Raw genomic sequence first — 23650 nt, forward strand, 5'->3', positions numbered from 1 at the left:
GTCGTGGTGGCGGGGCCCGCTTCGGTCGGTACGCGTCGTCGGGCGCGGGTCAGATCGCCAGTAGCGTCTTGCCCACCGTGGCCCGCGATTCGATCGCCGCGTGTGCGTCGGCCGCCCGCTCCAGCGGAAACCGCTGCCCGATCACCGGACGCAACCGCCCGGCCCGGGCCTCGGCCAGCGCTGCCCGGGTGAGCTCCCGCAGCTCGGCGGGATCGGACCGGGGAACCCGGACGATGGTCGCCCCCCGTTGCCTCGCGACCTCGTCCGGGATGTCCGTCCACGTTCCACTGGCCAGACCGAAACTGACCATCCGGCCGTTCCGGTCGAGCAACTCGAACGCCGCCCGCCCCACGGTGCCGCCGACACCGTCGAAGACGACGTCGACCGCGCCGACGGCACCGCGTACCCGGTCCGTCCAACCCGGAGCCTGGTAGTCGACCGCCACGTCGGCGCCCAGTTCGCGGGCCAGCTCGCCCTTTCGCCCGCCGCCCGTCGCCGCGACGACCGTGGCGCCGGCCGCCGTGCCGAGCTGGACCAGCAGACTTCCGACGCCACCCGCCGCGGCCTCGACCAGGATCCGTTCTCCGGTGCGGATCCGGGCCGTCCGGATCAGCAGGGTGGCGGTACGGCCGTCGGCCAGCAACGCCACCGCGCTGTCCAGCGGAAGCCCGTCCGGCACCTCGATCAGGTCCTCGGCCTTCGCCACCGCGCGCTCGGCATAGCCTCCCGAACCCCCGGTGCCGCTGACCACCCGCCGCCCGACCAGCGCCGGGTCGACGCCCGGCCCGACCGAGTCGACCAGGCCGCCGACGCCGTTGCCCGGAATCACCGGCAGCTCCGGTCTGAACCCTCCGGGGCCAGCACCGGCGCGGAGCTGCGTTTCCACGAAGGTGATGTTGGCGAATTCGACCGCGACCACGACCTGACCGGGCCCGGCCACCGGATCGGGCCGGTCGGTCGCGACGAGCACCTCCGGCCCGCCGAACTCCGTCAACCACACCGCGCGCATCTCGGCCCCTCCCGGCTCGACGGCACCTCGGACGCAAGTCAACAACCTGAACCTCGGTCGAGGTCAACCGCGGGGAGGGCGGAAACCGTATTTCGCCGGAGTCGGGCTCCGAGGCCCGCCGACGCGGGAGGTGGTCCCGGGCGGCGGCCGGGCCCGATCAGCCGAGCGCCGCCCGGACGGCCGGCACCACCTCTTCGGCGAAGATCCGGGACTGCTGCTCCCGGTCGCCGTTGGGCCAGAAGACGAAGGTGTTGAGGCGCTGTGCGGTGTAAAGGCCGGTCAACGTCTCCACCCACCGTTCGACCGGGCCGTGGAAGGCGTCCTTGTCGGCCGGCCCGATCAGCCCCATTACGTTGTAGAGCCGGACGAGCCGGTCCGGATCCCTACCCGCGGAGCGGGCCGCCTCGTCGATGATCTCGTTCAGCTCGCCGACCCGTGCCGGTGGCACGTACGGCGCGGAGACCGACCAGCCGTCGGCCTTCGCGCCGACCAGTCGTACCGCCTTGGGGCCGACCACACCGAGCCAGAGCCCGATGTCGTGTGCCGGTCGAGGACCGGGCCGGACCTCCTCCAGTACGTAGTGCCGGCCCTGGTGTGCGTACGGCTTCCCGGCCCAGCTCGCCCGGATGACGTCGATCGCCTCGTCCAGTGCCGCCCGAGCCGCCCCCGGAGTACGGCGGGGCCCGCCCATCCCGGCGATCGCGTCGACGAATCCGCCCGCCCCCAGCCCCAGCTCGAACCGGCCTCCGCTCAGGACGTCGATGCTGGCGGCCTGCTTGGCCAGCATCGCCGGAGGGCGCAACGGGAGGTTCGCCACGTTCGGGAACAGCCGTACCCGACTGGTCCGGCCGGCCAGCCAGGTCAGCACCGTGAAGGTGTCGAAGAAACCCTCGTTGTACGGGTGGTCCTGCACCCCGACGTACTCGATGCCGTTGTTGTCGGCGATCGCGGCGATGCGCTCGGCGATGGCCAGCCCGCCGACGTTCGGATCCACGTTGAGGCCGAATCTGACCGGTTGTCCCATGTCCGCCAGTCTGGCACCCGGGCCGTCCGGCGGCGGCTGGTACCCGCGCGGGACGGATGGGTGCTGCCGTCGCCGGGGCTGCTCAGGCGGCCGGGCCGGCGGCGTAGGCTCGGCGGGGTGAGTACTGCGGAGCCGATGCCGGGGGAGACCCTGCGACCGGGTACGGCGGCGGCGGTCGCCGAGCCGACCAACGTGCTGCTGCCGGGCCACGACGTGCCGCTGGGCCGTTACACCACCGTGCGTCGCCTGTTGCCGCAGCGACAGCTCCGTACCGTCGGGGCCTGGTGTTTCGTCGACCACTTCGGTCCGGACAACGTCGCCAACCGTCCCGGGATGGGCATCGGGCCGCATCCGCACACCGGACTGCAGACCGTCACCTGGCTGGTGCACGGCGAGATCCGGCACCTGGACAGCCTCGGTAGCGACCAGCTCATCCGGCCCGGTCAGCTGAACGTGATGACGTCCGGGCACGGGATCGCACACTCCGAGTACTCGCCTCCCGACCACCCGCCCACCCTGCACGGGTTGCAGCTCTGGGTGGCGCTGCCCGACGCCGCCCGCTCGGGCCCGCCCGGGTTCGCCCACCACCCGGACCTGCCGGTGCTGGCCGAGCCGAATCTGTCGGTGACCGTGCTGGTGGGGGAGTTCGGCGGCGTCCGGTCCCCGGCGGTGGTGCACTCCCCGCTGCTCGGCGCGCAGCTCTGGCTACCGGACGGCGGGACGGCCCGGCTGCCGCTGACCGCCGGATTCGAGCACGGCGTGCTGGTGATGTCCGGCGCGGCCGAGGTCGCCGACACCGCGCTGACCCCGGGCTCGCTGCTCTACCTCGGGCCCGGCCGTCGGGAGCTGACGGTCCGGGCCGCCGGTCCGACCCGGCTGATGCTGCTCGGCGGCGAGCCGTTCGACGCGTCCCTGGTGATGTGGTGGAACTTCGTCGGGCGGTCGCACGAGGAGATCGCCGAGGCCCGCGCGGACTGGATGGCCGGCAGCGCCCGGTTCGGCCGGGTGCGGGGCGACGACGCGGATCCGCTGCCGGCGCCGGAGATGCCGACGACCCGGCTGAAGAGCCGTGATCGGCACGGTCGCACCGTCGGATGAGCGCCGGTCCGGCGAAACCTCCGGGGCCCGGCAGCTTTGGTCCGACCCGTCGCGGGTAGTCGCCGGCATGGCGACCACTGCGACGACCAGCGTCGAGGACCGCAAGCGGCTCGTCCGCGCTCTGGTGGGGCGGAGCCGGGGCTTCGCCGAGGAGTACGGACTCCAGGTGACCAACAACCCGGCGAGTCTCTTCCAGGTGCTCTGCCTGTCGATCCTGTTGCGCCGGAGCCCGGACGCCCGCCGGGCGGTGGAGCCGGTGCTGGCGCTACGCAACCAGGGTTGGGGGAGTCCGGCCCGGATGGCCCGGTCCCGACCGGAGGCGCGGGTCGGGGTGCTCCGCGACCACGGCCGGCGCGGCGACGCGGACCGGCTCGCCGGCACGTTGGGCGATCTCGCCGTCGCGCTGGTCGAGCGCTACCGGGGAGATCTGCGACGACTGCGTGCCGCGGCGCGGTATGAGCCCGCCCGCGAGCGGACGCTGCTCCGCGAACTGCCCGGAGTGGACGCCGAGGTGGTCGAGCTGTTCCTGCGTGAGGTCCAGGCGCTGTGGTCGGAGACCCCGCCGGTCGCCGATCGGGGTGCCCTGGTCGCCGCCCGGAAGCTCCGTCTCGGAAGGACGGCTGCCGACCTGGCCGTACTCGCCGGTGGCGGCGAGTCCGAGAAACTGGCCTGGTTGGTAGGTGCCCTGGCAAGGGTCGAGCTGGAGAACACATACGACGAAATCGCCCGTTGAGTGGCTAAACAGCGTGTTTTCGCGCACAGTTTTCACGAATTCTGGCCGGTTGGACAATCCCAGATCATAAGATAGGTCAGCGGCGCTTGCTCGCCCGGTTCGGGCTGGCAGCCGCTGCCCGGCAGCGGTCCGTGTCCGGTTCGGACACGTCGACCTTGCCGGGGCAATGTCGGACGTGGCGCCCGGTTCGCGTCCAACCGCGAATGGGGCGCCTCGTCCGGTGCCTCGGTCGCGTCCGGCAGTGGGGTTACTCGGCCAGTCCGGCCAACAGGTTGATGGTCGCCGCGATGATGACCGCGCCGAACAGGTACGACAACAGCGCGTGCCGCAGCACGGTGGCCCGCATCGCCTTCGAGGTCAGGTCGGTGTCCGCGACCTGGAACGTCATGCCGATCGTGAAGGACACGTAGGCGAAGTCGGTGTACCGGGGCGGCTCCGACTCGTGGAAGTTGATCCCGCCGTCCTCGCCGGTGTAGTACAGCACGGCGTACCGGGCGGTGAAGACCGTGTGCACCACGGTCCAGGAGAGCAGCACGCTGATGATGCCCAGTCCGATGTGCAGGTCCCGTTCGAAGCCGCGGACGGACTGGTCGGTGGCCAGCAGGATCCCGATCGCCAGCAGGCTGGCCAGGCCCGCCGTCAGCAGCACCACGTCGCGTATGGCCCGGCTCGGATCCTCCCGGACGGCCAGTTCGGCGGTCTCCTGCCAGGTCCGGGGCCACAACACCCGCCAGGCCCACAGCAGATAGGTGAGCGCCGCCGCGTCCCAGCCGATCAGCGGCCCCATGATCGCCGAGTGCAGGAGCGTAATCGGCAAGCCGACGCAGAGCCCGACGGCCGTGAAGACGGCCACCTGCACCGACGCCGCGGGCGGCTCCCGTCGAGGCTTGCGTCGTGGCCGGCCCCCCTGGGAGTTCACGGCTTCCGCCCCGTCCCCGCGGAAGCTGTCAGAGCTGCCGCATGTGCCGGGCGACCCGCTGGTGGGTACGGTTGCGCGCCTTCGCGGCGAGTTCCGCGGGACTGGCGTCCGGGGCCAGGTCGGTCGCGGCCGACCGGGCCACCTCCTCGGTGTTGTGGTAGTCCACCGGCGGCATTCCGCGCAGCGCCTGGAGCACCTCGCGCGGCGCTCCCGCGCGTTCGGCCTCCCGGACGATGTCCTCCTTGGGCGCCGGAAAGTCCATCGACTCCAGGTACCGCAGTACGTCCGCGTTGGTCACCATGAGATCCTGCTCCTCGCCGGTTTGTCTGGTTCACCGGCCGGCCGGATACCCGTTGCGGGGACACTCACGCCTCCACCGGAACCCCGATCGCGGGCGGCCCGGCCCGGCTTGCGGAATATTTGCCTCGCCAGTCCGCCACGGCGGGACTAACCTCGCCCGGATGCCTGAGGTTCCCGTCCGTTACCGGTCAGCCGACGAGGACAGTGGCCGCTGGACCGGCTTCCCACACCGCCCGGGGGACGTGGTGATCAGCACCCGGTCCAAGAGCGGCACCACCTGGATGCAGATGATCTGTGCCCTCCTGGTCTTCCAGGACCCGGATCTGCCGGCGCCGCTGGCCGAGTTGTCGCCGTGGCTCGACTGGCTCGTCGAACCCCGGGACGAACTCTTCGCCCGGCTGGCCGCCCAGCCGCACCGCCGGTTCATCAAGACACACACCCCGCTCGACGGGATCCCGCTCGACACCCGGGTCGACTACATCGTGGTCGCCCGGGATCCACTGGACATGGCGGTGTCGCTCTATCACCAGGTCGACGCGCCGAGCCGAACGTGCTGCTCGTGCACTACGGCGACCTGGCGACCGATCTGCCGGGCGAGATGCGCCGGATCGCGGAGCGGCTCGGGATCGAGGTGCCGGAGCGACGCTGGCCCGATCTGGTCGAGGCGGCCACGTTCGCGCAGATGCGGGCCAGGGCGGCCCGGCTGGTGCCGGACCGGTCCGGCGTACTCAAGGACCGGTCGGCGTTCTTCCGGCGGGGCAGTTCGGGTGCGGGGCGGGAGGTGCTCAGCGCCGACGAGGTCGCACACTACCGGCGCCGGCTGGCCGGGCTGGGACCGCCGGACCTGGTGCGCTGGCTGCACCCCGACGATGGTCCGACGCAGGTCGCCCACCGTTCATCTCCGTCGATACGGCTGGTCACCGGGTCGAATTAGGTCTATCGGCGTTCACGAGTGGCGTGGAGGTCTCCGATGGATCGCCGGGCACGGTGGTTCGGAGATCACCGGGCCGGCCTTCTCGCCCGACGGCACCCGGCTCTACTTCTCCTCGCAGCGGGGGAGCAGCGGATCGTCCTCCGGCGGCATCACCCACGAGGTTCGGGGCCCGTTTCGGTCCTGATCTCGGTCGACGGCCGGATCAGGCGACGACGCCGTCGCCACGGAGTCGCCTGATCCGGTCGGCGTCGAGGCCGAGTTCGGCCAGCAGTTCGTCGGTGTGCTCGCCGGGGTGTGGCGGCGGCCGGCGGATCGCCCCGGGGGTACGGCTGAACCGGGGGGCCGGCGCCGGCTGCTCCGCCCCGGCGTGTGCGACGAACACCCCCCGGGCGGCGAGGTGCGGGTGCCGGGGTGCCTCCCGCCAGTCGAGCACCGGGACCACGCAGGCGTCGGTGTGCTCCAGCAGGCCGGCCCAGTCGTCCCGACTCCGGGTCCGGAACAGCCGCGCCCACGCCTGCCGCAGCGCGGGCCAGTTCGCGGGGTCGGTACGGTCGAGCGCCTCGTCGGGGGGCAGCGGAAATCCGGTCCGCCGGACCAGTTCGGCGTAGAACTGGGGCTCCACGGCGCCCACCGCCAGGTACTTCCCGTCCGCACACTCGTAGGTGCCATAGAACGGTGCACCGCCGTCGAACATGTTGACCCCGCGCGCGTCCTGCCACATCCCCATCCCGCGCAGGGAATGGATCATTGTGGAGAGCAGCGCCACCCCGTCCACCATGGCGGCGTCCACCACCTGCCCGGTCCCGCCGCCCCGGATGTCGAACAGCGCGCAGACCACGCCGAGTGCCAGCAGCATTCCGCCGCCACCGAAGTCACCGACCAGGTTCATCGGCGGCACCGGTGGCTCGCCGGCCCGACCGATGCCGTGCAGTACGCCGGTCAGCGCCAGGTAGTCGATGTCGTGCCCGGCGTACGGGGCGTTCGGGCCGTCCTGGCCCCAGCCGGTCATCCGGCCGTACACCAGCCGGGGGTTCATCGCCAGGCAGTCCTCCGGTCCCAGGCCGAGGCGCTCGGTGACACCCGGCCGGAACCCCTCGACGAGTACGTCGGCGTCCCGGACCAGGTCGCGCACCACCTCCCGGCCGGCGGCTGTCTTGAGGTCGACGGCCAGTGATCGTCGTCCCCGGTTCAGCAGATCGGGATGGGGGGTGCCGAACCGCTCCGGCCGGACCTCGGCGACCCGGTCGATCCGGACCACGTCGGCACCCAGGTCGGCGAGGACCATCGCCGCGAACGGGCCCGGACCGATGCCGGCGAGTTCGACGATCCGGACGCCGTGCAGTGGGCCGCCCAGGGCCGCCGGTCGGGGTGCGGTCATCCGTGCACGATAGGACAGCGCCGTCCGCGGGTCGAGCCGGTGGCCTCCGCCGGCGGCCGGTTGGCGCGCGTCGCGGGATGCTGCCTGCCGGGTTCCGGCGGCATCGTCCGCGCGCTTGCCGACCAGGGCGGTCAGCAGGGCTTATCGTCGGCGGAGACGCCGCTGGTCGTGGCGGGAGAGAACGGATCGACCGCTATGCGTACGGGCGAGGTGGGCCACAGTGGCACCGGTCGCGATGCCGTCGACAGTGCCCTTGGCAGTGCCGGTGGCAGTGCGGGTGCTGGTGCGGGGCGCCGTGCCGGTCAGGACGGGCGGCCGGCGCGGCTCGGGTACTGGCGACTGGTCGGCGCCCCGCCGCCCACCCGCGCCGAACGGCTCGGTCGACTGGTCGGACTGCGGGTGCTCCGGATCCCCGGGACGCGACGGATACTGGTCGTCGCCGGGTCGATGGACCGGCTACGGGACCTGTCGACCCGGCCCGTGTCGCTGGTAGCGACCAGTTCGGCGACCATCGTGGTGGCGTACTGGCGGGCGCCCCGGCGGGGCTGGTCCGGGGACATCGGGCCGTTGGCGCACCTCCGGGGGCACCGGGTGGCGTTGCCGGGTCGGGGGCGGGGCGTCGCCACGGTCACCGTCCGGCTCTCCCGGCCCGCGCAGTTCCGCGACGTGCTCGCCGCGGTGCTGCGCGCGTTGGGGCCGAGCCGGCCGCTTCCGGCGCCGGCCGGTCCGAACCTGACCGGCCAGGACACCCTGCCGGCCTACCTGCCGACCCAGCCGGCGGCCTCGGTGGCCCGGGGCGTGCTGCGGGACAGCCCGGAGATCCGGGCCCACGATGTGGTGCTGCGGGCGGTGGGCTCGCCGGGATCGGCGTCCGGCGCGGCGGCGTACGCGGTGGGTTGGGAGACGGGCCGGCACGGGCCGTACCTGGCCGGTGGCCCGGCCGTGCTGGTGGACGCGCGCCGGATCAATCCGCGTGGCCACCGGGCCGGTTGCTACCGGCCGGACGCCCCCCGGGTACGGCTGGAGTTCGCCCCGACGCCGGGGTGGCGCAGGGGCGGTGCCCGGACGAGACCACAGCAGCTCGACGGGCCGGGGGTGACCGCTCCGGTTCTCGCCATGCTGCGCCAGGTAGGCGTGGTCGACTGTCCGGACGTTCCCGACACCGGGCCGGTGGAGGTGGCGGCGCTGCTGGTCCAGGTGGCGATGACCGGGGCCGTGGTGTCCGCCCCGACCCTGCCGGACCGGGTGGCCGACCTGATCGTTCCGGAACTGCGGACCCTGCTGGCGAGTGCGGTGACCGAGACCGAGCCGCTGGCCCGGGAGGCGCGCAGCGTACGACAGCGGCGGGCGGCGCTGCGGGGGCACGGCACAGCGTTCGCGCTGCCGGGGCTCACCTCGGCCGTCTTTCCTCAGCTCCCCGCCTTCCCGTCGGTGAGTGCGCTGCTGACCACCCGGCGTCCCGAGCGGCTGCCGGCGGCGCTACGGATGATCATCGAGCAGACGTATCCGGAGCTGGAGATCATCCTCTGCCTGCACGGCGTCGAACTACCGGAGCCGGTACGCGCCACGCTGGCGCGGTGCGGTCGGCCGTACGAGATCGTCCAGGTGCCGGGCACCGCCAGTTTCGGTGAGGCGCTGGGCGCCGCGACCGGGCGGGCCCGGGGGAGCCTGGTCACCAAGTTCGACGACGACGACAGCTACGCCACGGAACACGTCTGGGACCTGGTGCTGGCCCGGCACTACTCGGGCGCGACCCTGGTGGGAAAGGGATCCGAGTTCGTGCACCTGGAGACGCTGGGCGTCACCATCCGACGGCCGTCGGGCGCGGCCGAGACCGACGGCGAGGTGGTGGCCGGCGGCACGATGCTGATCGCCAAGGGGGATCTCGAGGCGGTCGGCGGCTGGCGTCCGGTGCCCAGATCCGTCGACTTCGGACTGCTCGACCGGGTGCGGCGGGACGGTGGCGTCATCTACCGGACCCACCCGCTCGGCTACGTCTACCACCGGCGGGCGGCCGGACACACCTGGGACCCCGGCGAGCCCTACTTCCTCGACAGCGCGTACGCCCGCTGGACCGGTCTGCCGGCCGAGGTGCTGGGCGAAACCGATCCGTAAGATTCGAGGTTGTCACCTGCGACCCCCGATGAGGTGGTAGGACTAGCGGGTGGGCATCGTGTCTCCAGGCTTCCAGGGTCGGCGTCGACCGGCCGAGCCGAACCTGCCGCCCGGGCAGTACCTCACCGAGGACTTTCCGGTGCTCTCCGCCGGCCCCACCCCACGGGTGCCGCTGACGGACTGGGAGTTCGTGCTCAGCACCGAGACGGGTGCCGAGTTCCGCTGGTCCTGGGACGAGATGTGGGCGCTGCCCACGGAGACGCCGACGGTGGACATCCACTGCGTGACCCACTGGTCGAAGCTCGGCACGAACTGGCGGGGCGTCTCGGTGGACACCCTGCTGGACGGCGTCGACACCGCCGCCGACTACGCCCTGGTGCACTCGTACGGCGGCTACACCACCAATCTGCCGCTGGACGACCTGCGGGACGGGCAGGCCTGGATCGTCCACCAGTACGACGGTGGCGACCTGCCTGCCGAGCATGGCGGGCCGGCCCGGCTGCTGGTGCCGCACCTCTACTTCTGGAAGTCCGCCAAGTGGGTGCGCGGCATCCGCCTCGGCCTGACCGACGAGCCCGGTTTCTGGGAGACCGCCGGCTATCACGACTACGGTGACCCATGGCGCGAACAGCGATACCAGGGCGACTGACCAAGCGGGCCGGCTGGTGGGTCGCCCGCCTGGTCGACCGCCGGGAGGAGACCGCCACCGCCTGCACGCTGGTGCTGGAGGTTCCCGACTGGCCCGGGCACCTGCCGGGCCAGCACGTCGACCTGCGGCTGACCGCCGAGGACGGCTACCAGGCGGCCCGCAGCTACTCGGTGTCCGCCCCGGCCGACGGTGAGCGGATCGAGGTGACCGTCCAGCGGGTGCCCGACGGAGAGGTCTCGCCGTACCTCAACGAGGGTCTGTCGGTCGGCGACCAGATCGAGGTCAAAGGTCCGCTGGGCGGCTATTTCGTCTGGCGGATGACCGACGCCGCACCGGTGCTGCTGGTCGGGGGCGGCTCGGGCATCGCGCCGCTGATGGCGATGATCCGGGCCCGCCGGGCGGCCGGGAGCCGGGTGCCGTTCCGGCTGATCTACTCGGTCCGGACCGAGCGCGACATCTACTTCGCCGACGAACTGCGCCGCCGGGCCCGGGACGACCAGGGGCTCGACGTCGCCTACGTCTACACCCGGGAGGTGCCGGAGATTTCGCCCGCCCAGGCACACCGGATCGCGGTCGCCGACCTGAACACCCACGGCTGGCCGCCACAGCTCGAACCGACGAACTTCGTCTGCGGCCCGACCGGGTTCGTGGAGGCCGTGTCCGACATCCTGGTCGCGCTCGGTCACGAGCCCCGCCGGGTCAAGACCGAGCGGTTCGGTCCGACCGGTGGCTGACGGCAACGACGAGCGCAGCGAGGAGTGGACGTGACCGAGCAGGTGTATCCCGGGCGGCCGGGGATGGACTACGTGGACGGCAACATGCTGGCCGGTCCGTTGCAGGAGGTGTTCGCCGTGGACCTGACCACGGCCACCGGCCGGTGTGCCTCGTGTGGACAGACCGGGCCGGTGGCCGCGTTGCGGGTCTACTCGAACGCACCCGGTGTGGTCGCCCGCTGTCCGTCCTGCACCGAGGTCATGCTCCGGCTGGTCCGTACCCCGAACAGCGCCTGGTTGGACCTACGCGGTTCGACCTTCCTACAGATTCCGATGCCGGCGGAGTCGTTCACGACGCCGGGGCCGGTCGCGATGTAGCCGCCGCCGGCCCTGGGTCGAATCTGCCGGTCGCGCCGAGCCGCCGCCAGAAGGCCAGCAGCAGTAGCGTCGTCCCTGCCGCCGCTGCCCAGAACGGCACCGTGAGGCTGTCGGTTCCCGCCGCCAGGATTCCGCCGAGCAGCGTGCCGACGGCGGCGCCACCGAGGTCGAGCAACGAGTAGACGCTGTTCACCCGGCCGCGCAGCTCGTCCGGTACGAGCCGGGCCCGCAACGACATCACCAGCGCGCCCCAGACCATGGTGTGCACGCCGAACAGTGCCATGATCGCGGCCGCGAGCCAGGGTTCGCGGGTTGCCGCCAGCACCGCGTGGGTGGCGATCTCGACGACCAGGCCCGCCCGCAACAGGGCCGGGGTACCGAATCTCCTCCGCAGTCGCGGGCTGAGCCAGGCGCCGAGCAGTCCGCCGACGGCGGAACTGGTCAGCAGTACGCCGAAACCGATCTCGTCCAGCCCGAGCCGCTCCCGGCAGTAGAGGACGAAGACCGCGAACGCGGCGCAGAACACCACGTTCATCAGGCAGAGGCACACCGCCAGCATCCGCAGCACCGCCGACTCCCACATGGCCCGGAGGCCGACGACGATCTCCGCGCCAAGGCTCCGCCCCGCGCGCCGGCCGCCGGTCGGCTGCTCCGTCGGTGCGGGCCGCCAACGCAATGTGGTGAGCAGGAGCGCGGCGAGCACGAAGGTGACCGCGTTGAGCCCGAACGGCCACGCCACCGCCACCACGAAGAGATACGCGCCGAAGGGTTTCGCGATGAACTGGTTGCCCACCACGAAGGTCGCCTGCAACCACCCGTACGCCTGCTCCAGGCGTTGCTCGGGGACGACGGTGGGCAGCACCGACACGGCGGCGGTGTCGGCCATCGTCTCGCCGACGCCGAGCAGGAAGAAGGCCACGTACACCGTCGGCACGGTGACGACGTCGGCCAGTGCGAGGCCGGCGAGGGTGCCGAGCGCGACGGCCCGGCCCAGGTCTACCGCGACCATCACCCTGCGGCGGTCGAGCCGGTCCACCAACGCCCCGCCGGGAAGCGAGAACAGCAGCCAGGGCAGTTGTCCAACGAATGCCGCCCCGGCGATCAGGGCCGGGTCGTCGGTCAGCGAGGCGACCAGGAGCGGTCCGGCCACCGCCGTGACTCCGTCACCGATGTTCGAGATCGCGCTGGCGGACCAGAGCTTACCGAACTCCCGACCGAGCCGGGGCACCGGTCGGTCGGGGGTAGCGCGGTCCGGGGTGGGGCGGTCGGGCGTGGATTCGTCGGGCGTGGACTGGTTCGGTGTGGCGGCGGTGGTCATCGGTACCACCGCCGGTCAGCCGGACGGGAACACTCTCTCCGGGTGCTCGGGCACGCGGAGTTGACGTACGGGAACAAGGAAGTCTCCTCGGAGGCGATGAGGCGGCGCCGGATGTGGGCGCCGGGAATCGGGCCGTCGGGATCGGCGGCCGATGGATCGCTCCGAGGCGGAAGCCCGGGGTGGACGGATGGTGCCGGCCCGGTCGGTGACCAGGACCGGGCGCCCGGTCGGCAGGACCGGGCGCGACGTCAGCGAGTGGTGGACTTCCGCGTCGGAGCGGAGACCTGCACCGTGCCGAGGAGAGCAATGCTCATGATCAGCCTCCTGATGTCGCCGTCGAACGTCGGACGCTACCGGGGGCCGACCGCGACCGGCAAGCCCAGGCCGACCACGACCCGGCAAGCCTTCGGCGGGCGGGTAGACTGAGCCGAACGGTTCCCGTCGATGGCCCGTGTGCGCCGCGAAGCACATCTCCAATGACTGACACCTCCCGCGGCGGAGCCGCCGTCCTCCCGTGAGCCCGGCCATCCGGGTCCGCCCCCGGCGTGAGTTGAGGGCCGCGCGCCGTCCCCGGGCCCACCGATGCTGGGGCCATCTCGTCGCGGCGCCGCTGTGGCCGATGCACGGCGCCAACCTCGGCACCCTGTTGCGGACCTGCGACGCCGTCGGTGCCTGTCTGGCCGTACCACCGTGGCGCTGGGTCGACGAGGCCGTGGCACGTGGCAACACGTTGCGCCGGCCGAGCTGCGTACACCGGGTCGGTAACCCGCTGAGCTGGCTGGCCGCCGAACGGTCGGCCGGGGCGCGGATCCTCGGCGTCGAACTGGCCGAGGAGGCGGTCCGACTCGCCGACCTGCCACCCGCCCGGCGCCGGACCATCGTGGTGCTCGGGCACGAGGCCACCGGCATTCCGGCGGAGGCGCTCGACACCCTCGACGCGGCGGTGGAGATCCCGATGGTCGGTACCGGGTTGAGCCTGAACGTCGCGGTGGCGGGTTCGTTGGTCCTTTACAAGCTGGCCGGCCTGCTCTGAGAGCCGGGTAATCGGATGTGCCCAACCGAGCGTCGGCTGACACACTCAGCCGATGGCAGAACCAGTCGATCCCGCAGCCGTCCGGTACGCCCGGATGCGCTGGAACACCCCGTTGTCGGAAGACCATGCCGAGATGCTGCTGAGGCGGCTCGACATCCGGCCCGGGGCGTCCCTGCTGGATCTCGGCTGCGGCTGGGGTGAGCTGCTGCTCCGGGCGGTCGCCGGCAGCGACGGGGCCACCGGGGTCGGAGTCGACACGGACACCGACGCCCTGGAGCGGGGCCGGCTGGCCGCAGCCGAGCGGTCGCTGCCCGACGTCACCTTCGTCCGGGAAGAGGCGACCGCCTGGCAGAAGCCGGCCGACCGCGTCATCTGCCTCGGCTCGTCGCACGTTCTCGGCGGAACGGTGCCCGCCCTCGACATCCTCGGCGGGCTCGTCCGGCCGGGTGGGCGGCTCCTCTTCGGTGACGCCTACTGGCAGCGGACCCCGTCGACCGAGGCCGTGGAAATCTTCGGCGACCAGACCATGTCCCTGCCGGACCTGATCGAACAGATCCGGGTCGCGGGCTGGCGGGTCCTGCACTTCTCCACCGCAGACCAGCGGGAGTGGGACGACTTCGAGAGCACCTGGCGGGCCGCCCGGCAGGAATGGTTGCTGGAGCATCCCGACGATCCCCGCGCCGACGACCTACGGGACGAACTCGACACCCAGCTCCGGGAGTACGTCGCTGTCTACCGGAGCGTCCTGGGGCTGGGTTACTTCGTCCTGGGGCGTTGACGTTGGCGACTGCCGCACCGTCGGTGTCGGATGGCGGCTCTACACTCCGGCGCCATGATGGACGTGACCGCCGAGGTGCCCGAGGCGCGGCCGACGACGGTGATGTCGGTCCCGTTGTCGCCGTACGCGACCGAGCTGCTGCGCCTGTTGACCGGTCCGGTGGACGAGCCCGATCCGGCCGTTCGACACGTCGTCGACCTGTCCCGGATCGACGATCGGGAGTTCGGGGTGCTGCTCGCGGTCGCCCGTGAACTACCCGCCCGCGAACTACCCACCCGTCATCCCGGACACCAGCTCCACTGGGCGCTGACGGAAGCGGTCCAGGAACGACAGCCACGCTTCACCCCCGAGTCGTGCGCCGCGCTGCTGGCGGCGCTGGTGAAGGAATTCCAGGCGGATCGGTCCAGTGGCGGTCCCCTGCTGGCCGTCGGCGTTCTGCTCCGTTGCGACGGGAAATGGCCGGCGACCGCGGCGAAATCGGCCGGGGCCATCGTCCGGGCAATGGTCGCGTGGGGTCGCTCGGAGCAGCGGTACGCGATGGTGGCGCTGGCCGGGCTTGCCGGCGGTTTCACCAGGACCGCGCTGAACGCGGTCTTCCGCTGGTCGCTCGCCCCGATCGCCCGGGACGAGATGGAGCTGCTGGCGAAGCTCGGGGTGCCGGCCCAGGCGCTGGTGGCGGAGGTCTGCCGGGACCGGCCGTACCCGTCTATGCCGCAGCTCCCCGACGCCTGGCAGCGGCTGGCGGCCATCCCGGAGTACGCCGCCTTCGCCCGTCGGGCGCTCGACGCCGCGCGGACCCGGGTGGCGGCGATCCAGGCCGGCGAGGTGCCGTACGTCGCCGACAAGGCGTTCGCTCCGGACGAGGTCGAGGTGCTGGGCCGGGCCGTCCGGGTCGCGCTGCGCCACGACGAGGCGTGGCTGCCGGAGCTGCTCCGGTCGTTGCTGCTCGGGGTGGCGGTCGCCCCGACCAGCGCCCGAACGCTGCCGTCGCAGGCACTGCTGTACGAGGTGGCCCGGGCGGCCGGGGACTTTCCCACCCCGGAGGCGCTGGCGGCGCTGGTGGCCGTGCGGGGCGTGGTCCGGCACAAGGGCGTGCCGAGGCAGCTCGACCGGATGTGCAAGCGGATCGAGCGGGCGCTCGCGGAGCGGCCCGACACGGTGCTGCGGCTGCCTGACCTCGGGTTCGACCCCGACGGAACGTGTGTGGTCGCGGTCGGCGGCCATCGGGCGGTGCTGGTCGCGTCGGACGAGGTCGTACTGCGGTGGCGGCGTGCGGACGGGACACTCTCGGCGACGGTGCCGGTGGCGGTGCGGCGGGACCATCCCGACGAACTCAAGGAACTGCGCGGTCGGGTCAAGCAGGCCCGGGACCAGGTCGCGGCGCTCGTCCGGACCCTGGAGGCGGGATATCCGGTGGCGTCGGCGCAGCCGTACGGGCAGTGGCGTGCGGGGTTGGCGGCGAACGGCCTCGGCTGGCAGGTCGCCCGGCGACTGATCTGGGAGGTCCGGCAATCCTCGGGGGAGTGGCGGGCGGTGCTTCCGGACGGCGACGCCGACGACGAGCGGTTCGTCGACGCGTCCGGCGGGTCGGTGGCCCGGCCCGAGCCGGACGCCGTGCTCCGACTGTGGCACCCGATCCGGGCCGGGGTCGACGAGGTCCGCGCCTGGCGGGACCTGCTCACCGAGCGGCGGCTGCGCCAGCCGGTACGACAGGCGTTCCGTGAGGTGTACCTGCTGACGCCGGCCGAGGAGGCGACCGGGACCTATTCGCTCCGGTTCGCCGCGCACATCGTGCACTACCGCCAGTTGTATCCGCTGTTGCGCTCGCGTGGCTGGACGACCCAGATGCTCGGACCGTGGGACGGCGGCGACGCCGCGGAGGCGTACCGGGTGCTGGCGTCGGGGGAGTGGCGGATCGGCTTCCGCCACGACTACCTCGGCGAGGAGGGCGAGGGGGGCGTGGCGTGCGCCAGCACCGGCCAGGTGTGGTTCGAGCGGTCCACCGAGGGAGCCTGGCGGGCCGCGCCGTTGACCGAGGTGCCGCCGGTGGTGTTCAGCGAGGCGATGCGGGACGTGGACCTCTTCGTCTCGGTGACCTCGATCGCCGCCGACCCGTACTGGACGGACCGACGGACGGAGCACGGCGACTACTGGCGTGCCGAGAGCCGCCGTGAACTCGGGGCGACGGCCCAGGTACGACGTACCGCGCTGGAGCGGATCCTGCCCCGTACGAAGATCGCGGACCGCTGCACGCTGACCGACCGGTATCTCGTGGTCCGGGGCGAGCTGCGGACGTACAGGATCCATCTGGGTAGCGCGAACATCCTGATGGAGCCGGACGACACGTACCTGTGCATTGTTCCGGCCCGGCGGACCCCGACCGGCGACATCTTCCTGCCCTTCGAGGAGGACCGGCTCGGGTTGATCCTCAGCAAGGCGTTCCTGCTGGCCGACGACACCCGGATCACCGACGCGTCGATCGTGGCGCAGTTGCGCGCCCGCCGTTGACCGCCGCCGCACAGGCCGAGGCCCGGCACGCGGGGAGCGTGCCGGGCCCGAGAGTTGGTGTGTCAGGCTCGGTCAGGCGCGTCGGCGGCGGATCGCGCTGACGCTGTCGATCACGTCCCAGATCACGACCACCGCCAGGACCACGGCGGTGATGTTGGCCACCGTTCCCAGGTTGTCACCCTCGCGGAGCCACTCGAAGCGCTGGACGAACTCCGGGCTGAGCAGCCGGTCGGAGAGGATCAGCCAGGCGGCCGGCACCGCGAACGCCAGGTGCAGCGCCACGTTGACCCCGATCAGCGGCCAGGTCCAGCGCCCGACGCGGTACTTCACGATCTCGAAGACCACACTGCCGACCAGCACGGCAATGAGGACCGGGAGCCAGGACGACCACAGCGCCGGGTCGATGATCGGGATATTGGCGCCGCTGTCGCTCTCGATCCACGACTGGAAGTGCTGGAGGGGCAGGTACGCGATGGCGAACAGGAGCCAGGCGACCGCCGTCGCGGTACTCGCCAGGGACACCTCACGGTCGATCGGGACGTTGGGAAGCCGGTCGACGTTCCAGTCGCCCAGGCCCTGGACGGGCTTGGTCCGCTCCAGGATGGCGAAGGTCGGGGTGAGCCAGAAGGCTATCTGCACCGCCACCTCGATCGCGGTGCCGATCCCGGAGCCGATCGCGCCGCCGACCCCGACGTCCCCGGTGGCCGCGCCGGGCACGGCGTCCACGGTGCCGACGATCGCCGGGACGAAGGCGAGCAGGAGTCGCAGCAGCCGTAGCCAGATCAGGTAGTAGGTGGGGCCGATGAGCTGCAACCGGCGGTCTAGAGGGACAGCATTGCGCCCAGCGGGGGCATGGGCGTTCAGGGCAAGTCTGGTGATTTCATCAGGAAGCGCATCCTCGACGGTGGCCGGCGGCCGTTGTATTTTAGTAATGACTAAAATTCGGACCGGGCTCGGAGGCGATCATGGCAGGAGGACGACCGCGCACCTTTGACAGCGACACGGCTCTCGACCGGGCGCTGGAGGTGTTCTGGCGCCAGGGCTACGAGGGCACGGGAATCTCCGACCTCACCAGGGCAATGGGCATCAACAACGCGCCCAGTCTCTACAACGCCTTCGGGAACAAGGAGCAGTTGTTCAGAAAGGTGCTCGACCGCTACGCCGAGGGCCCCGCCCGGTACATCCGTGAGGCATTCGACCAGCCGACGGCACGAGCGGCGGTGGAGAGCCTCCTGCACGGGGCCGCCGACGCGACGACGGATCCTGACCACCCGCGCGGATGCATCACGGTGCAGGGTGCTCTGGCATGCTCGCCGGGCGCGGAGTCCGTACGCGACGAGTTGGTGGCACGCCGGGCGGCCGGCGAGGCGGCCCTGCGTGAGCGGTTGCAGCGGGCCCGTAGCGACGGGGAACTACCGGCCGGCACCGATCCCGACGGACTTGCCAGCTACTTCGCCACCATCTATCAGGGCATCGCGGTCCAGGCCGCCGGCGGAACAAGCCGGAAGCAACTGCACGAGATCGTGGACACGGCCATGACCGTATGGCCGCAGCGGGCAGACGCCTGATCGGCCATCACGGATCCCCACCCCCCGGGCCTCGACGGAGCCCCTTCGCCATCGGTGACGGGGCCTCCTGTGGCCGTGGCCGTGGCCGTGGCCGTAGCCGTAGCCGGAACCGGCGACGGGTCGTCGTGCGCGGCATGACGGGCCAAACGTCGCGTCCGTTCCTCGCCGCCTGATTCGGGCCGCCCGCCGGGCAGGAACCCGGGTGCGGGACCCCGTCAGAGCGACACCCGCGACCCATCCATTTGACACTCGCCCTCGACGGAGATAGTTTTTTAGTGTTCGATAAAAAACAGCGAGAGCAGTGGGTCGGGGCAGGGTGAAGGCGACAAACGATCGTCGGCGCCTGCTTGAACGCCCTCATATAAGACAAAGGGAGCAATCAGCATGGGACAGCTTGACGGCAAGACAGCCATCGTGACCGGGGGCACCAGCGGAATCGGCCTGGCCACCGCGGAACGCTTCGCGGTAGAGGGCGCGCACGTCTACGTCACCGGCCGCCGCCAGGACGCACTCGACGCGGCGGTGGCCAGGATCGGCCACAATGCGACCGGCGTACGCGGCGACGTCGCCGATCTGGCCGACCTGGACCGGCTCTACGAGGAAGTGGCCAAGCAGAACCGGCGCATCGACGTGCTGTACGCCAACGCGGGTGGCGGCGAGTTCTCCACTCTTGAGCAGGTCACCGCGAAGCACTTCGACGAGACGTTCGGCCGCAACACAAAGGGGCTGCTGTTCACGGTGCAGAAGGCACTGCCGCTGCTGAACGACGGTGCGTCCGTCATCCTGCAGTCCTCCAACGCCGGCACACTCGGCAACGAGGCGTTCGGCGTGTACGCAGCCTCCAAGGCGGCCGTACGCTCCTTCGCCCGCACCTGGGCGGCAGAACTCAAGGGCCGTTCGATCCGGGTCAACGCCATCAGCCCCGGCACGATCGACACTCCCGGTATCGACGGTCTCGTCCCCGACCAGGAGCAGGCCGACCGGCTCAAGTCATACATGGCCAGCACGATCCCGATGGGACGTATCGGGCGCCCCGACGAGGTGGCGAGCGCCGCTCTCTTCCTCGCCTCCGAGCAGAGCAGCTTCATCACCGGCATCGAGCTCTTCGTCGACGGCGGCCGTAACCAGATCTGACCGTCGCAACCACGGCAAGCCGTCCTGGCTCCTGGCCTGGCCTGGCCTGGCCTGGCAGGAGTCAGGACGCCGTCCGCGTACCGCGCCACATCCCCGAACGAATGCGAAACCCGCACAGATAGGACCCGAGCAATGCACCTGGGATCGACCGGTATTTGGAGTATCGAGCTGCGAGTGGCCGACCCGTACGAGATCGCCGACGCCGCGACCGAACTGGACGAGATGGGCTGGGGGACCCTGTGGATACCGGGTCTGGGCGGCGGCGACATCCTCGGCGACTCGGAGCGGCTGTTGCGGGCGACGCGCACGGCGAAGGTGGCCGTCGGAGTCGCGAGCATCTGGCGGCATCAAGCCGCCGAGATGGCGGCCGGGCACGCACGTCTCCAGGACGCCCACGGCCGCCGGCACCTGCTGGGCCTCGGCGTCAGCGATCCCGCGGCCGCGAAGAACGCGGGACAGGCGTACCGGCCACTGGCGGACATGGGCGGTTACCTCGACGAACTCGACCAGGCTCCCGTGCCGGTGCCCCAGGCGGAGCGACTTCTGGCGGCACTCGGCCCCAGGATGACCGAACTCGCAGGACGACGCACCGCCGGCGTCCATCCGTTCATGGTCACGCCGGAGTACTCGGCGGTGGCGAGGGAACAGTTGGGTGACGGGCGACTTGTGGCGCCCTACCAGGCCGTCGTGCTCGAACGCGACCCCGACCGAGCCCGCACCGCAGCCCGCGACTTCCTCAGCGCATTCCTCGGGATGGACCACTACGCGCGAAGCCTGCGCCGCCAGGGCTTCGCCGAGGAGGACCTCGCTGCCGGGGGAAGCGACCGGCTCATCGACAGCGTCGTGGCCTGGGGAGACGTGGAGACGATCGGCGCGCGCATCCAGGCGCACCACCAGGCCGGCGCCGACCATGTCTGCCTGCATGTCGTGGGCGCCGGCCCGGGCATGCCACTGCCCCAGTGGCGCGAACTGGCCCCGCTCACCACCTGAACGAGGACCACCAGCTGACGCGTGTGGCTCGACCGACGACCTGGAAGACGCGATCGCCCCGGACGGGCACCGCGCGGTAGACGTCCCTCCCAATGACGGGCGCTGGCCGGCGTGTTCGTTCCCACGATCGCAGGCTCGGACATGTGAGGCGGTGGGCGAGATCTGGACAGCGGTCCGGCCTTGTTAGGAGGGGCGAGAGCAGAAATCTTGGTTGGCTGTCGGATTCGGACTCCTGCCGGTCGTCTACGAGGTGACGACAGCCGCCTGCCTGGGCGGTGAGCAGCGACAAGGAGTCAGTTGATGAAAGCGACGATGAACGCGATCGACGTGATCGTGTCGGACTTGGCCGCGTCCGTTGCGTTCTACCGGATGCTCGGCCTGGAGTTCCAGGTCGACGAGAGGATGCCCGACCACGCGTCCTGTGACCTTCCGGGGGGTCTGCACCTGATGTTGGACACGGAGAAGCTGGCGGGGATGGCCCGGCCGGGTTGGTCGCGGGGTGCGGGGAGTCCGGCGGCATTCATGGCGTTGGAGTTGGGCAGCCCGGCCGAGGTGGACGCCGCCTACGCTGAGCTGACCGACGCTGGACACCGGGGGTCGCGCGAGCCGTGGGACGCGTTCTGGGGCATGCGGTACGCAACGGTGCTGGACCCGGACGGCAACGGCATCGACCTGTACGCCACGTTGCCGGACAACCGCGAGAGGGCTGGGGCATGAAGTATGTGCTGATGTTCGTCGAGACCGAGCAGTTCGCCGCTGACCTGCGGGCGATGGACGAGCCGGAGCGGGAGCGGGCCTACGCACGGGTGCAGCAGTGGTTCGCCGACCACGGCGACAAGATCACGCATCACGCCCACCTGCTGCCGGCGGACACCGCGACGACGGTGCGGCTCGACCGCGGGGAACCGTTGATCTCTGACGGGCCGTTCGTGGAGGGCAAGGAGGTGATCAGCGGCTACGCGGAGATCGATGTCGCGGACCTGGACGAGGCGATGGCGATCGTACGGGCGTGGCCGGCGTGTCCGCTGGTCGAGATCCGGCCCATCGCCGGATGACCGATGTGCCGCATGGTGAGCTGGTCCGGGTGGTCCGTGATCACGCGGGCCGGCTCGCCGCGTCACTGGTACATCTGATCGGGGACTTCACCGCCGCCGAGGACCTGGTCCAGGACGCGGTGGAGGCGGCGCTGCGGCACTGGCCCACCGACGGGATTCCGGACCGGCCCGACGCCTGGCTCTACACGGTCGCCCGGCGGCGGGGCCTGGACCTGCTGCGCCGGGACGCCGTGCACCGCAGCAAGCTCGCCCTGGTGGCGTGGCCGACCCAGCCGGACCCGGCCGACCAGCTCCGGCTGATCTTCACCTGCTGCCATCCGGCGCTGCCGCGCACCGCGCAGGTCGCGCTCACCCTGCGGGTGGTGTGCGGGTTGACCACCGGCCAGATCGCGAAGGCGTTCCTGGTCCCGGAGAGCACGGTGGGGCAGCGGATCACCCGCGCGAAACGGAAGATCGCCGAGGCCGGCATCCCGTACCGGGTCCCCGCCGCCGACGAACTCGGCGACCGGCTCGCCGAAGTCCTGGCCGTGGTGTACCTGCTGTTCAACGAGGCGTACCTGCCCAGCACCGCCGTCCCCGCCCAGGACCGGGACCTGGCCGACGACGCCGATTTCCTCGCCGCGACACTGCACAACCTGATGCCCACCGAGCCGGAGGTGACCGGGCTGCTCGCGCTGATCCGACTGCACCGGGCCCGCACCGCCGCCCGGTTCGACAAGCAGGGCGGCATCATCCAACTTCCCGACCAGGACCGGACGCTCTGGAACCAGCAGGCGATCGCCGACGCCGGCATGCTCATCGCGAACGCCGCCGCCCGCAGGCGGCCCGGTCCGTACCAGCTCCAGGCGGCGATCGTGGCCTGTCACGCCGAAGCCGTCCGGTGGGAGGACACCGACTGGGCACAGATCCTCGTCCTCTACGACATGCTGCTGCACCTGGCCCCGTCCCCGGTCACCCGGCTGCACCGGGCTGTCGCCAACCGCTACGTCACCGGCCCGGCCGCCGCGCTCGACGACGTCGACACCCTCGCCGACGCCCTCGGCGGCTACCACCTGTTCCACGCCACCCGTGCCGAACTCCTCCGCGACCTGAACCGCCTCGACGAAGCGCACGCCGCTGACGAGAAGGCGCTCGCCATGACCGCCAACCCGGCCGAACAATCCCTGCTGCGCCAGCGCCTGAGCTGGGCCTGATCCGGACCGCTGGACGGGCGCCCTTCGTACTGGCCCGGGAGGCGGCCACCAACGTCCGTCTGGAGTCGGACCGGCAGTCGTGCCTGCCTCGGGGGAAGCGACCTGGTCGTCCACACCACCGGTGGGGCGGCCTATGATCAAATTTGTGAAGGCGCGGGATGCCGACCAGCCTGGTCCAGGACTCGTGGACCCCGACGTGGCGGTCGCGTCAGTTCAGCTCGGTCAAGGAAACACCGACATCATCCAGTCGGGGCCCGACGGGCCACCACGTCCGCCGCAGAGGATCGCGGTTGGTCTCGCACTGGTCCTCATCGTCGCGGCCGCAATGACGGGCTACCTGTTCGGCAACCGGCACCGTGCTACCACTGCGACGCCGGGTACACCGTCATCGTCGACCACCCCGGTCGTTGTCCAGCCGATAGCCGGGACCAGCAAGCGATGCTCGGTCCAGCTGAAAGATCGATTGCAACTCGGCGTAGAGATCATCAACCAGTCAACGACCACCATGACCCTGCGCCAGGTGCAAGCGGTCCTCCCTCTCCACGGGCTCCGCCCGTCGGTAACGACGTGGGGTAGTTGCGGTCAACTTCCACCCGCGGCCAGTGGCGACAACTACCCCCTGCCCGCGGGTGCCACGACCTGGTTGACGATCACCTTCGATGTCCTTGTCCCCTGTCCGGGGCCAATTCCGGTCCGCTTCACCGTCGACTACACGCAGGGGAGCCGCTCCGGCACCGCCGACCTGCCGGGCTTCCCCGATCTCGGCGACGTTCCCTATACCAGCACCAAGTGCCCTCCCGGTTCCTCGTAACACTGGTACGGC

23 protein-coding genes and 2 pseudogenes are annotated in these 23650 nt (G+C 71.4%); 18 read left to right on the forward strand and 7 right to left on the reverse strand.

Going from position 1 to position 23650, the window contains the following annotated elements:
- Window positions 1–49: 49 nt before the first annotated feature.
- Window positions 50–1009: a zinc-binding dehydrogenase gene (locus tag ACFP2T_RS11985; RefSeq protein ID WP_377420750.1), complete on the reverse strand. Its 960-nt coding sequence runs from the start codon at window positions 1007–1009 to the stop codon at window positions 50–52.
- Window positions 1010–1166: 157 nt separating this feature from the next.
- Complete coding sequence (locus ACFP2T_RS11990) at window positions 1167–2033, reverse strand: LLM class flavin-dependent oxidoreductase (protein WP_377420752.1); 867 nt, start codon at window positions 2031–2033, stop codon at window positions 1167–1169.
- 117 nt (window positions 2034–2150) lie between these two features.
- On the opposite strand from ACFP2T_RS11990, the gene ACFP2T_RS11995 reads away from it, so the two are divergent.
- Both ACFP2T_RS11995 and ACFP2T_RS12000 read left to right on the forward strand, forming a co-directional pair.
- Window positions 2151–3131, forward strand: coding sequence for a pirin family protein (locus ACFP2T_RS11995; RefSeq protein ID WP_377420754.1), 981 nt, complete (start codon window positions 2151–2153; stop codon window positions 3129–3131).
- Window positions 3132–3198: 67 nt separating this feature from the next.
- A complete protein-coding gene (locus ACFP2T_RS12000) occupies window positions 3199–3864 on the forward strand; it encodes a hypothetical protein (protein WP_377420756.1) in 666 nt (221 codons plus the stop codon).
- A gap of 247 nt (window positions 3865–4111) precedes the next feature.
- Here ACFP2T_RS12000 and ACFP2T_RS12005 read toward each other — a convergent pair whose 3' ends face one another.
- Both ACFP2T_RS12005 and ACFP2T_RS12010 read right to left on the reverse strand, forming a co-directional pair.
- Window positions 4112–4783: a DUF1345 domain-containing protein gene (locus tag ACFP2T_RS12005; RefSeq protein WP_377420758.1), complete on the reverse strand. Its 672-nt coding sequence runs from the start codon at window positions 4781–4783 to the stop codon at window positions 4112–4114.
- A 28-nt stretch (window positions 4784–4811) separates the two neighbouring features.
- A complete protein-coding gene (locus tag ACFP2T_RS12010; RefSeq protein WP_192769493.1) occupies window positions 4812–5084 on the reverse strand; it encodes a DUF2795 domain-containing protein in 273 nt (90 codons plus the stop codon).
- A gap of 286 nt (window positions 5085–5370) precedes the next feature.
- Here ACFP2T_RS12010 and ACFP2T_RS12015 point away from each other — a divergent pair.
- Both ACFP2T_RS12015 and ACFP2T_RS12020 read left to right on the forward strand, forming a co-directional pair.
- Window positions 5371–6017 (forward strand): annotated as a pseudogene (locus tag ACFP2T_RS12015) (sulfotransferase domain-containing protein).
- Window positions 6018–6057: 40 nt separating this feature from the next.
- Window positions 6058–6201 (forward strand): annotated as a pseudogene (locus ACFP2T_RS12020) (translocation protein TolB); the annotation flags it as partial.
- A gap of 18 nt (window positions 6202–6219) precedes the next feature.
- On the opposite strand, the gene ACFP2T_RS12025 reads toward ACFP2T_RS12020, so the two are convergent.
- On the reverse strand, window positions 6220–7395 hold the full coding sequence (locus ACFP2T_RS12025) for a CaiB/BaiF CoA transferase family protein (RefSeq protein ID WP_377420761.1): 1176 nt from the start codon (window positions 7393–7395) through the stop codon (window positions 6220–6222).
- A gap of 39 nt (window positions 7396–7434) precedes the next feature.
- Between ACFP2T_RS12025 and ACFP2T_RS12030 the strand changes: the two genes are divergently transcribed.
- From ACFP2T_RS12030 to ACFP2T_RS12045, 4 genes are all read left to right on the forward strand, one after another.
- Complete coding sequence (locus ACFP2T_RS12030) at window positions 7435–9510, forward strand: hypothetical protein (RefSeq protein ID WP_377420763.1); 2076 nt, start codon at window positions 7435–7437, stop codon at window positions 9508–9510.
- A gap of 58 nt (window positions 9511–9568) precedes the next feature.
- The gene (locus ACFP2T_RS12035) at window positions 9569–10159 is read left to right on the forward strand and encodes a molybdopterin-dependent oxidoreductase (RefSeq protein WP_377420932.1); all 591 of its coding nucleotides are present in this window, start codon (window positions 9569–9571) and stop codon (window positions 10157–10159) included.
- Window positions 10129–10893, forward strand: a complete 765-nt coding sequence (locus ACFP2T_RS12040) for a ferredoxin reductase (RefSeq protein WP_377420764.1) — start codon at window positions 10129–10131, stop codon at window positions 10891–10893. Before ACFP2T_RS12035 ends, ACFP2T_RS12040 begins: the two co-directional genes overlap by 31 nt.
- A 63-nt stretch (window positions 10894–10956) precedes the next feature.
- Window positions 10957–11250: a DUF6510 family protein gene (locus ACFP2T_RS12045; protein ID WP_377420934.1), complete on the forward strand. Its 294-nt coding sequence runs from the start codon at window positions 10957–10959 to the stop codon at window positions 11248–11250.
- Here ACFP2T_RS12045 and ACFP2T_RS12050 read toward each other — a convergent pair.
- Complete coding sequence (locus ACFP2T_RS12050) at window positions 11222–12568, reverse strand: MFS transporter (RefSeq protein ID WP_377420766.1); 1347 nt, start codon at window positions 12566–12568, stop codon at window positions 11222–11224. The genes ACFP2T_RS12045 and ACFP2T_RS12050 overlap by 29 nt on opposite strands.
- Before the next feature lie 514 nt (window positions 12569–13082).
- Between ACFP2T_RS12050 and ACFP2T_RS12055 the strand changes: the two genes are divergently transcribed.
- Genes ACFP2T_RS12055 through ACFP2T_RS12065 form a run of 3 tightly spaced genes read left to right on the forward strand, consistent with a single transcriptional unit; the run spans window position 13083 to window position 16887 of the window.
- Entirely contained in the window at window positions 13083–13601 is a 519-nt protein-coding gene (locus ACFP2T_RS12055; protein WP_377420768.1) for a TrmH family RNA methyltransferase, read from the forward strand.
- Between the two features lie 52 nt (window positions 13602–13653).
- Entirely contained in the window at window positions 13654–14379 is a 726-nt protein-coding gene (locus ACFP2T_RS12060; RefSeq protein ID WP_377420770.1) for an SAM-dependent methyltransferase, read from the forward strand.
- A 54-nt stretch (window positions 14380–14433) separates the two neighbouring features.
- Complete coding sequence (locus ACFP2T_RS12065; RefSeq protein WP_377420772.1) at window positions 14434–16887, forward strand: DUF4132 domain-containing protein; 2454 nt, start codon at window positions 14434–14436, stop codon at window positions 16885–16887.
- Window positions 16888–16959: 72 nt separating this feature from the next.
- On the opposite strand, the gene ACFP2T_RS12070 is transcribed toward ACFP2T_RS12065, so the two are convergent.
- Complete coding sequence (locus ACFP2T_RS12070; RefSeq protein ID WP_377420774.1) at window positions 16960–17700, reverse strand: hypothetical protein; 741 nt, start codon at window positions 17698–17700, stop codon at window positions 16960–16962.
- A 152-nt stretch (window positions 17701–17852) separates the two neighbouring features.
- Here ACFP2T_RS12070 and ACFP2T_RS12075 point away from each other — a divergent pair, with 152 nt between their 5' ends.
- From ACFP2T_RS12075 to ACFP2T_RS12105, 7 genes are all read left to right on the forward strand, one after another.
- On the forward strand, window positions 17853–18455 hold the full coding sequence (locus ACFP2T_RS12075; protein WP_377420776.1) for a TetR/AcrR family transcriptional regulator: 603 nt from the start codon (window positions 17853–17855) through the stop codon (window positions 18453–18455).
- Between the two features lie 384 nt (window positions 18456–18839).
- Entirely contained in the window at window positions 18840–19589 is a 750-nt protein-coding gene (locus ACFP2T_RS12080) for an SDR family NAD(P)-dependent oxidoreductase (RefSeq protein ID WP_377420778.1), read from the forward strand.
- A 132-nt stretch (window positions 19590–19721) separates the two neighbouring features.
- A complete protein-coding gene (locus ACFP2T_RS12085; RefSeq protein ID WP_377420780.1) occupies window positions 19722–20579 on the forward strand; it encodes a TIGR03620 family F420-dependent LLM class oxidoreductase in 858 nt (285 codons plus the stop codon).
- 300 nt (window positions 20580–20879) lie between these two features.
- The gene (locus ACFP2T_RS12090) at window positions 20880–21296 is read left to right on the forward strand and encodes a VOC family protein (RefSeq protein WP_377420782.1); all 417 of its coding nucleotides are present in this window, start codon (window positions 20880–20882) and stop codon (window positions 21294–21296) included.
- Window positions 21293–21634: a YciI family protein gene (locus ACFP2T_RS12095; RefSeq protein WP_377420784.1), complete on the forward strand. Its 342-nt coding sequence runs from the start codon at window positions 21293–21295 to the stop codon at window positions 21632–21634. The genes ACFP2T_RS12090 and ACFP2T_RS12095 overlap by 4 nt, the downstream gene beginning before the upstream one ends.
- Complete coding sequence (locus tag ACFP2T_RS12100) at window positions 21631–22827, forward strand: RNA polymerase sigma factor (protein ID WP_377420786.1); 1197 nt, start codon at window positions 21631–21633, stop codon at window positions 22825–22827. The genes ACFP2T_RS12095 and ACFP2T_RS12100 overlap by 4 nt, the downstream gene beginning before the upstream one ends.
- Before the next feature lie 133 nt (window positions 22828–22960).
- On the forward strand, window positions 22961–23638 hold the full coding sequence (locus ACFP2T_RS12105) for a hypothetical protein (RefSeq protein ID WP_377420788.1): 678 nt from the start codon (window positions 22961–22963) through the stop codon (window positions 23636–23638).
- Window positions 23639–23650: the final 12 nt, after the last annotated feature.

The sequence above is a fragment of the Plantactinospora solaniradicis genome (assembly GCF_042658085.1).
Taxonomy (GTDB): Bacteria; Actinomycetota; Actinomycetes; order Mycobacteriales; family Micromonosporaceae; genus Plantactinospora; species Plantactinospora solaniradicis.

What these genes read in the sequence shown, in the direction of transcription:
- ACFP2T_RS11985 (WP_377420750.1), bottom strand. Translation starts at nt 1,009, where the DNA reads ATGCGCGCGGTGTGGTTGACGGAGTTCGGCGGGCCGGAGGTGCTCGTC.
- ACFP2T_RS11990 (WP_377420752.1), bottom strand. Translation starts at nt 2,033, where the DNA reads ATGGGACAACCGGTCAGATTCGGCCTCAACGTGGATCCGAACGTCGGC.
- ACFP2T_RS12000 (WP_377420756.1), top strand. Translation starts at nt 3,199, where the DNA reads ATGGCGACCACTGCGACGACCAGCGTCGAGGACCGCAAGCGGCTCGTC.
- ACFP2T_RS12010 (WP_192769493.1), bottom strand. Translation starts at nt 5,084, where the DNA reads ATGGTGACCAACGCGGACGTACTGCGGTACCTGGAGTCGATGGACTTT.
- ACFP2T_RS12025 (WP_377420761.1), bottom strand. Translation starts at nt 7,395, where the DNA reads ATGACCGCACCCCGACCGGCGGCCCTGGGCGGCCCACTGCACGGCGTC.
- ACFP2T_RS12040 (WP_377420764.1), top strand. Translation starts at nt 10,129, where the DNA reads ATGGCGCGAACAGCGATACCAGGGCGACTGACCAAGCGGGCCGGCTGG.
- ACFP2T_RS12045 (WP_377420934.1), top strand. Translation starts at nt 10,957, where the DNA reads ATGGACTACGTGGACGGCAACATGCTGGCCGGTCCGTTGCAGGAGGTG.
- ACFP2T_RS12050 (WP_377420766.1), bottom strand. Translation starts at nt 12,568, where the DNA reads ATGACCACCGCCGCCACACCGAACCAGTCCACGCCCGACGAATCCACG.
- ACFP2T_RS12060 (WP_377420770.1), top strand. Translation starts at nt 13,654, where the DNA reads ATGGCAGAACCAGTCGATCCCGCAGCCGTCCGGTACGCCCGGATGCGC.
- ACFP2T_RS12065 (WP_377420772.1), top strand. Translation starts at nt 14,434, where the DNA reads ATGATGGACGTGACCGCCGAGGTGCCCGAGGCGCGGCCGACGACGGTG.
- ACFP2T_RS12075 (WP_377420776.1), top strand. Translation starts at nt 17,853, where the DNA reads ATGGCAGGAGGACGACCGCGCACCTTTGACAGCGACACGGCTCTCGAC.
- ACFP2T_RS12080 (WP_377420778.1), top strand. Translation starts at nt 18,840, where the DNA reads ATGGGACAGCTTGACGGCAAGACAGCCATCGTGACCGGGGGCACCAGC.
- ACFP2T_RS12085 (WP_377420780.1), top strand. Translation starts at nt 19,722, where the DNA reads ATGCACCTGGGATCGACCGGTATTTGGAGTATCGAGCTGCGAGTGGCC.
- ACFP2T_RS12090 (WP_377420782.1), top strand. Translation starts at nt 20,880, where the DNA reads ATGAAAGCGACGATGAACGCGATCGACGTGATCGTGTCGGACTTGGCC.
- ACFP2T_RS12095 (WP_377420784.1), top strand. Translation starts at nt 21,293, where the DNA reads ATGAAGTATGTGCTGATGTTCGTCGAGACCGAGCAGTTCGCCGCTGAC.
- ACFP2T_RS12100 (WP_377420786.1), top strand. Translation starts at nt 21,631, where the DNA reads ATGACCGATGTGCCGCATGGTGAGCTGGTCCGGGTGGTCCGTGATCAC.
- ACFP2T_RS12105 (WP_377420788.1), top strand. Translation starts at nt 22,961, where the DNA reads ATGATCAAATTTGTGAAGGCGCGGGATGCCGACCAGCCTGGTCCAGGA.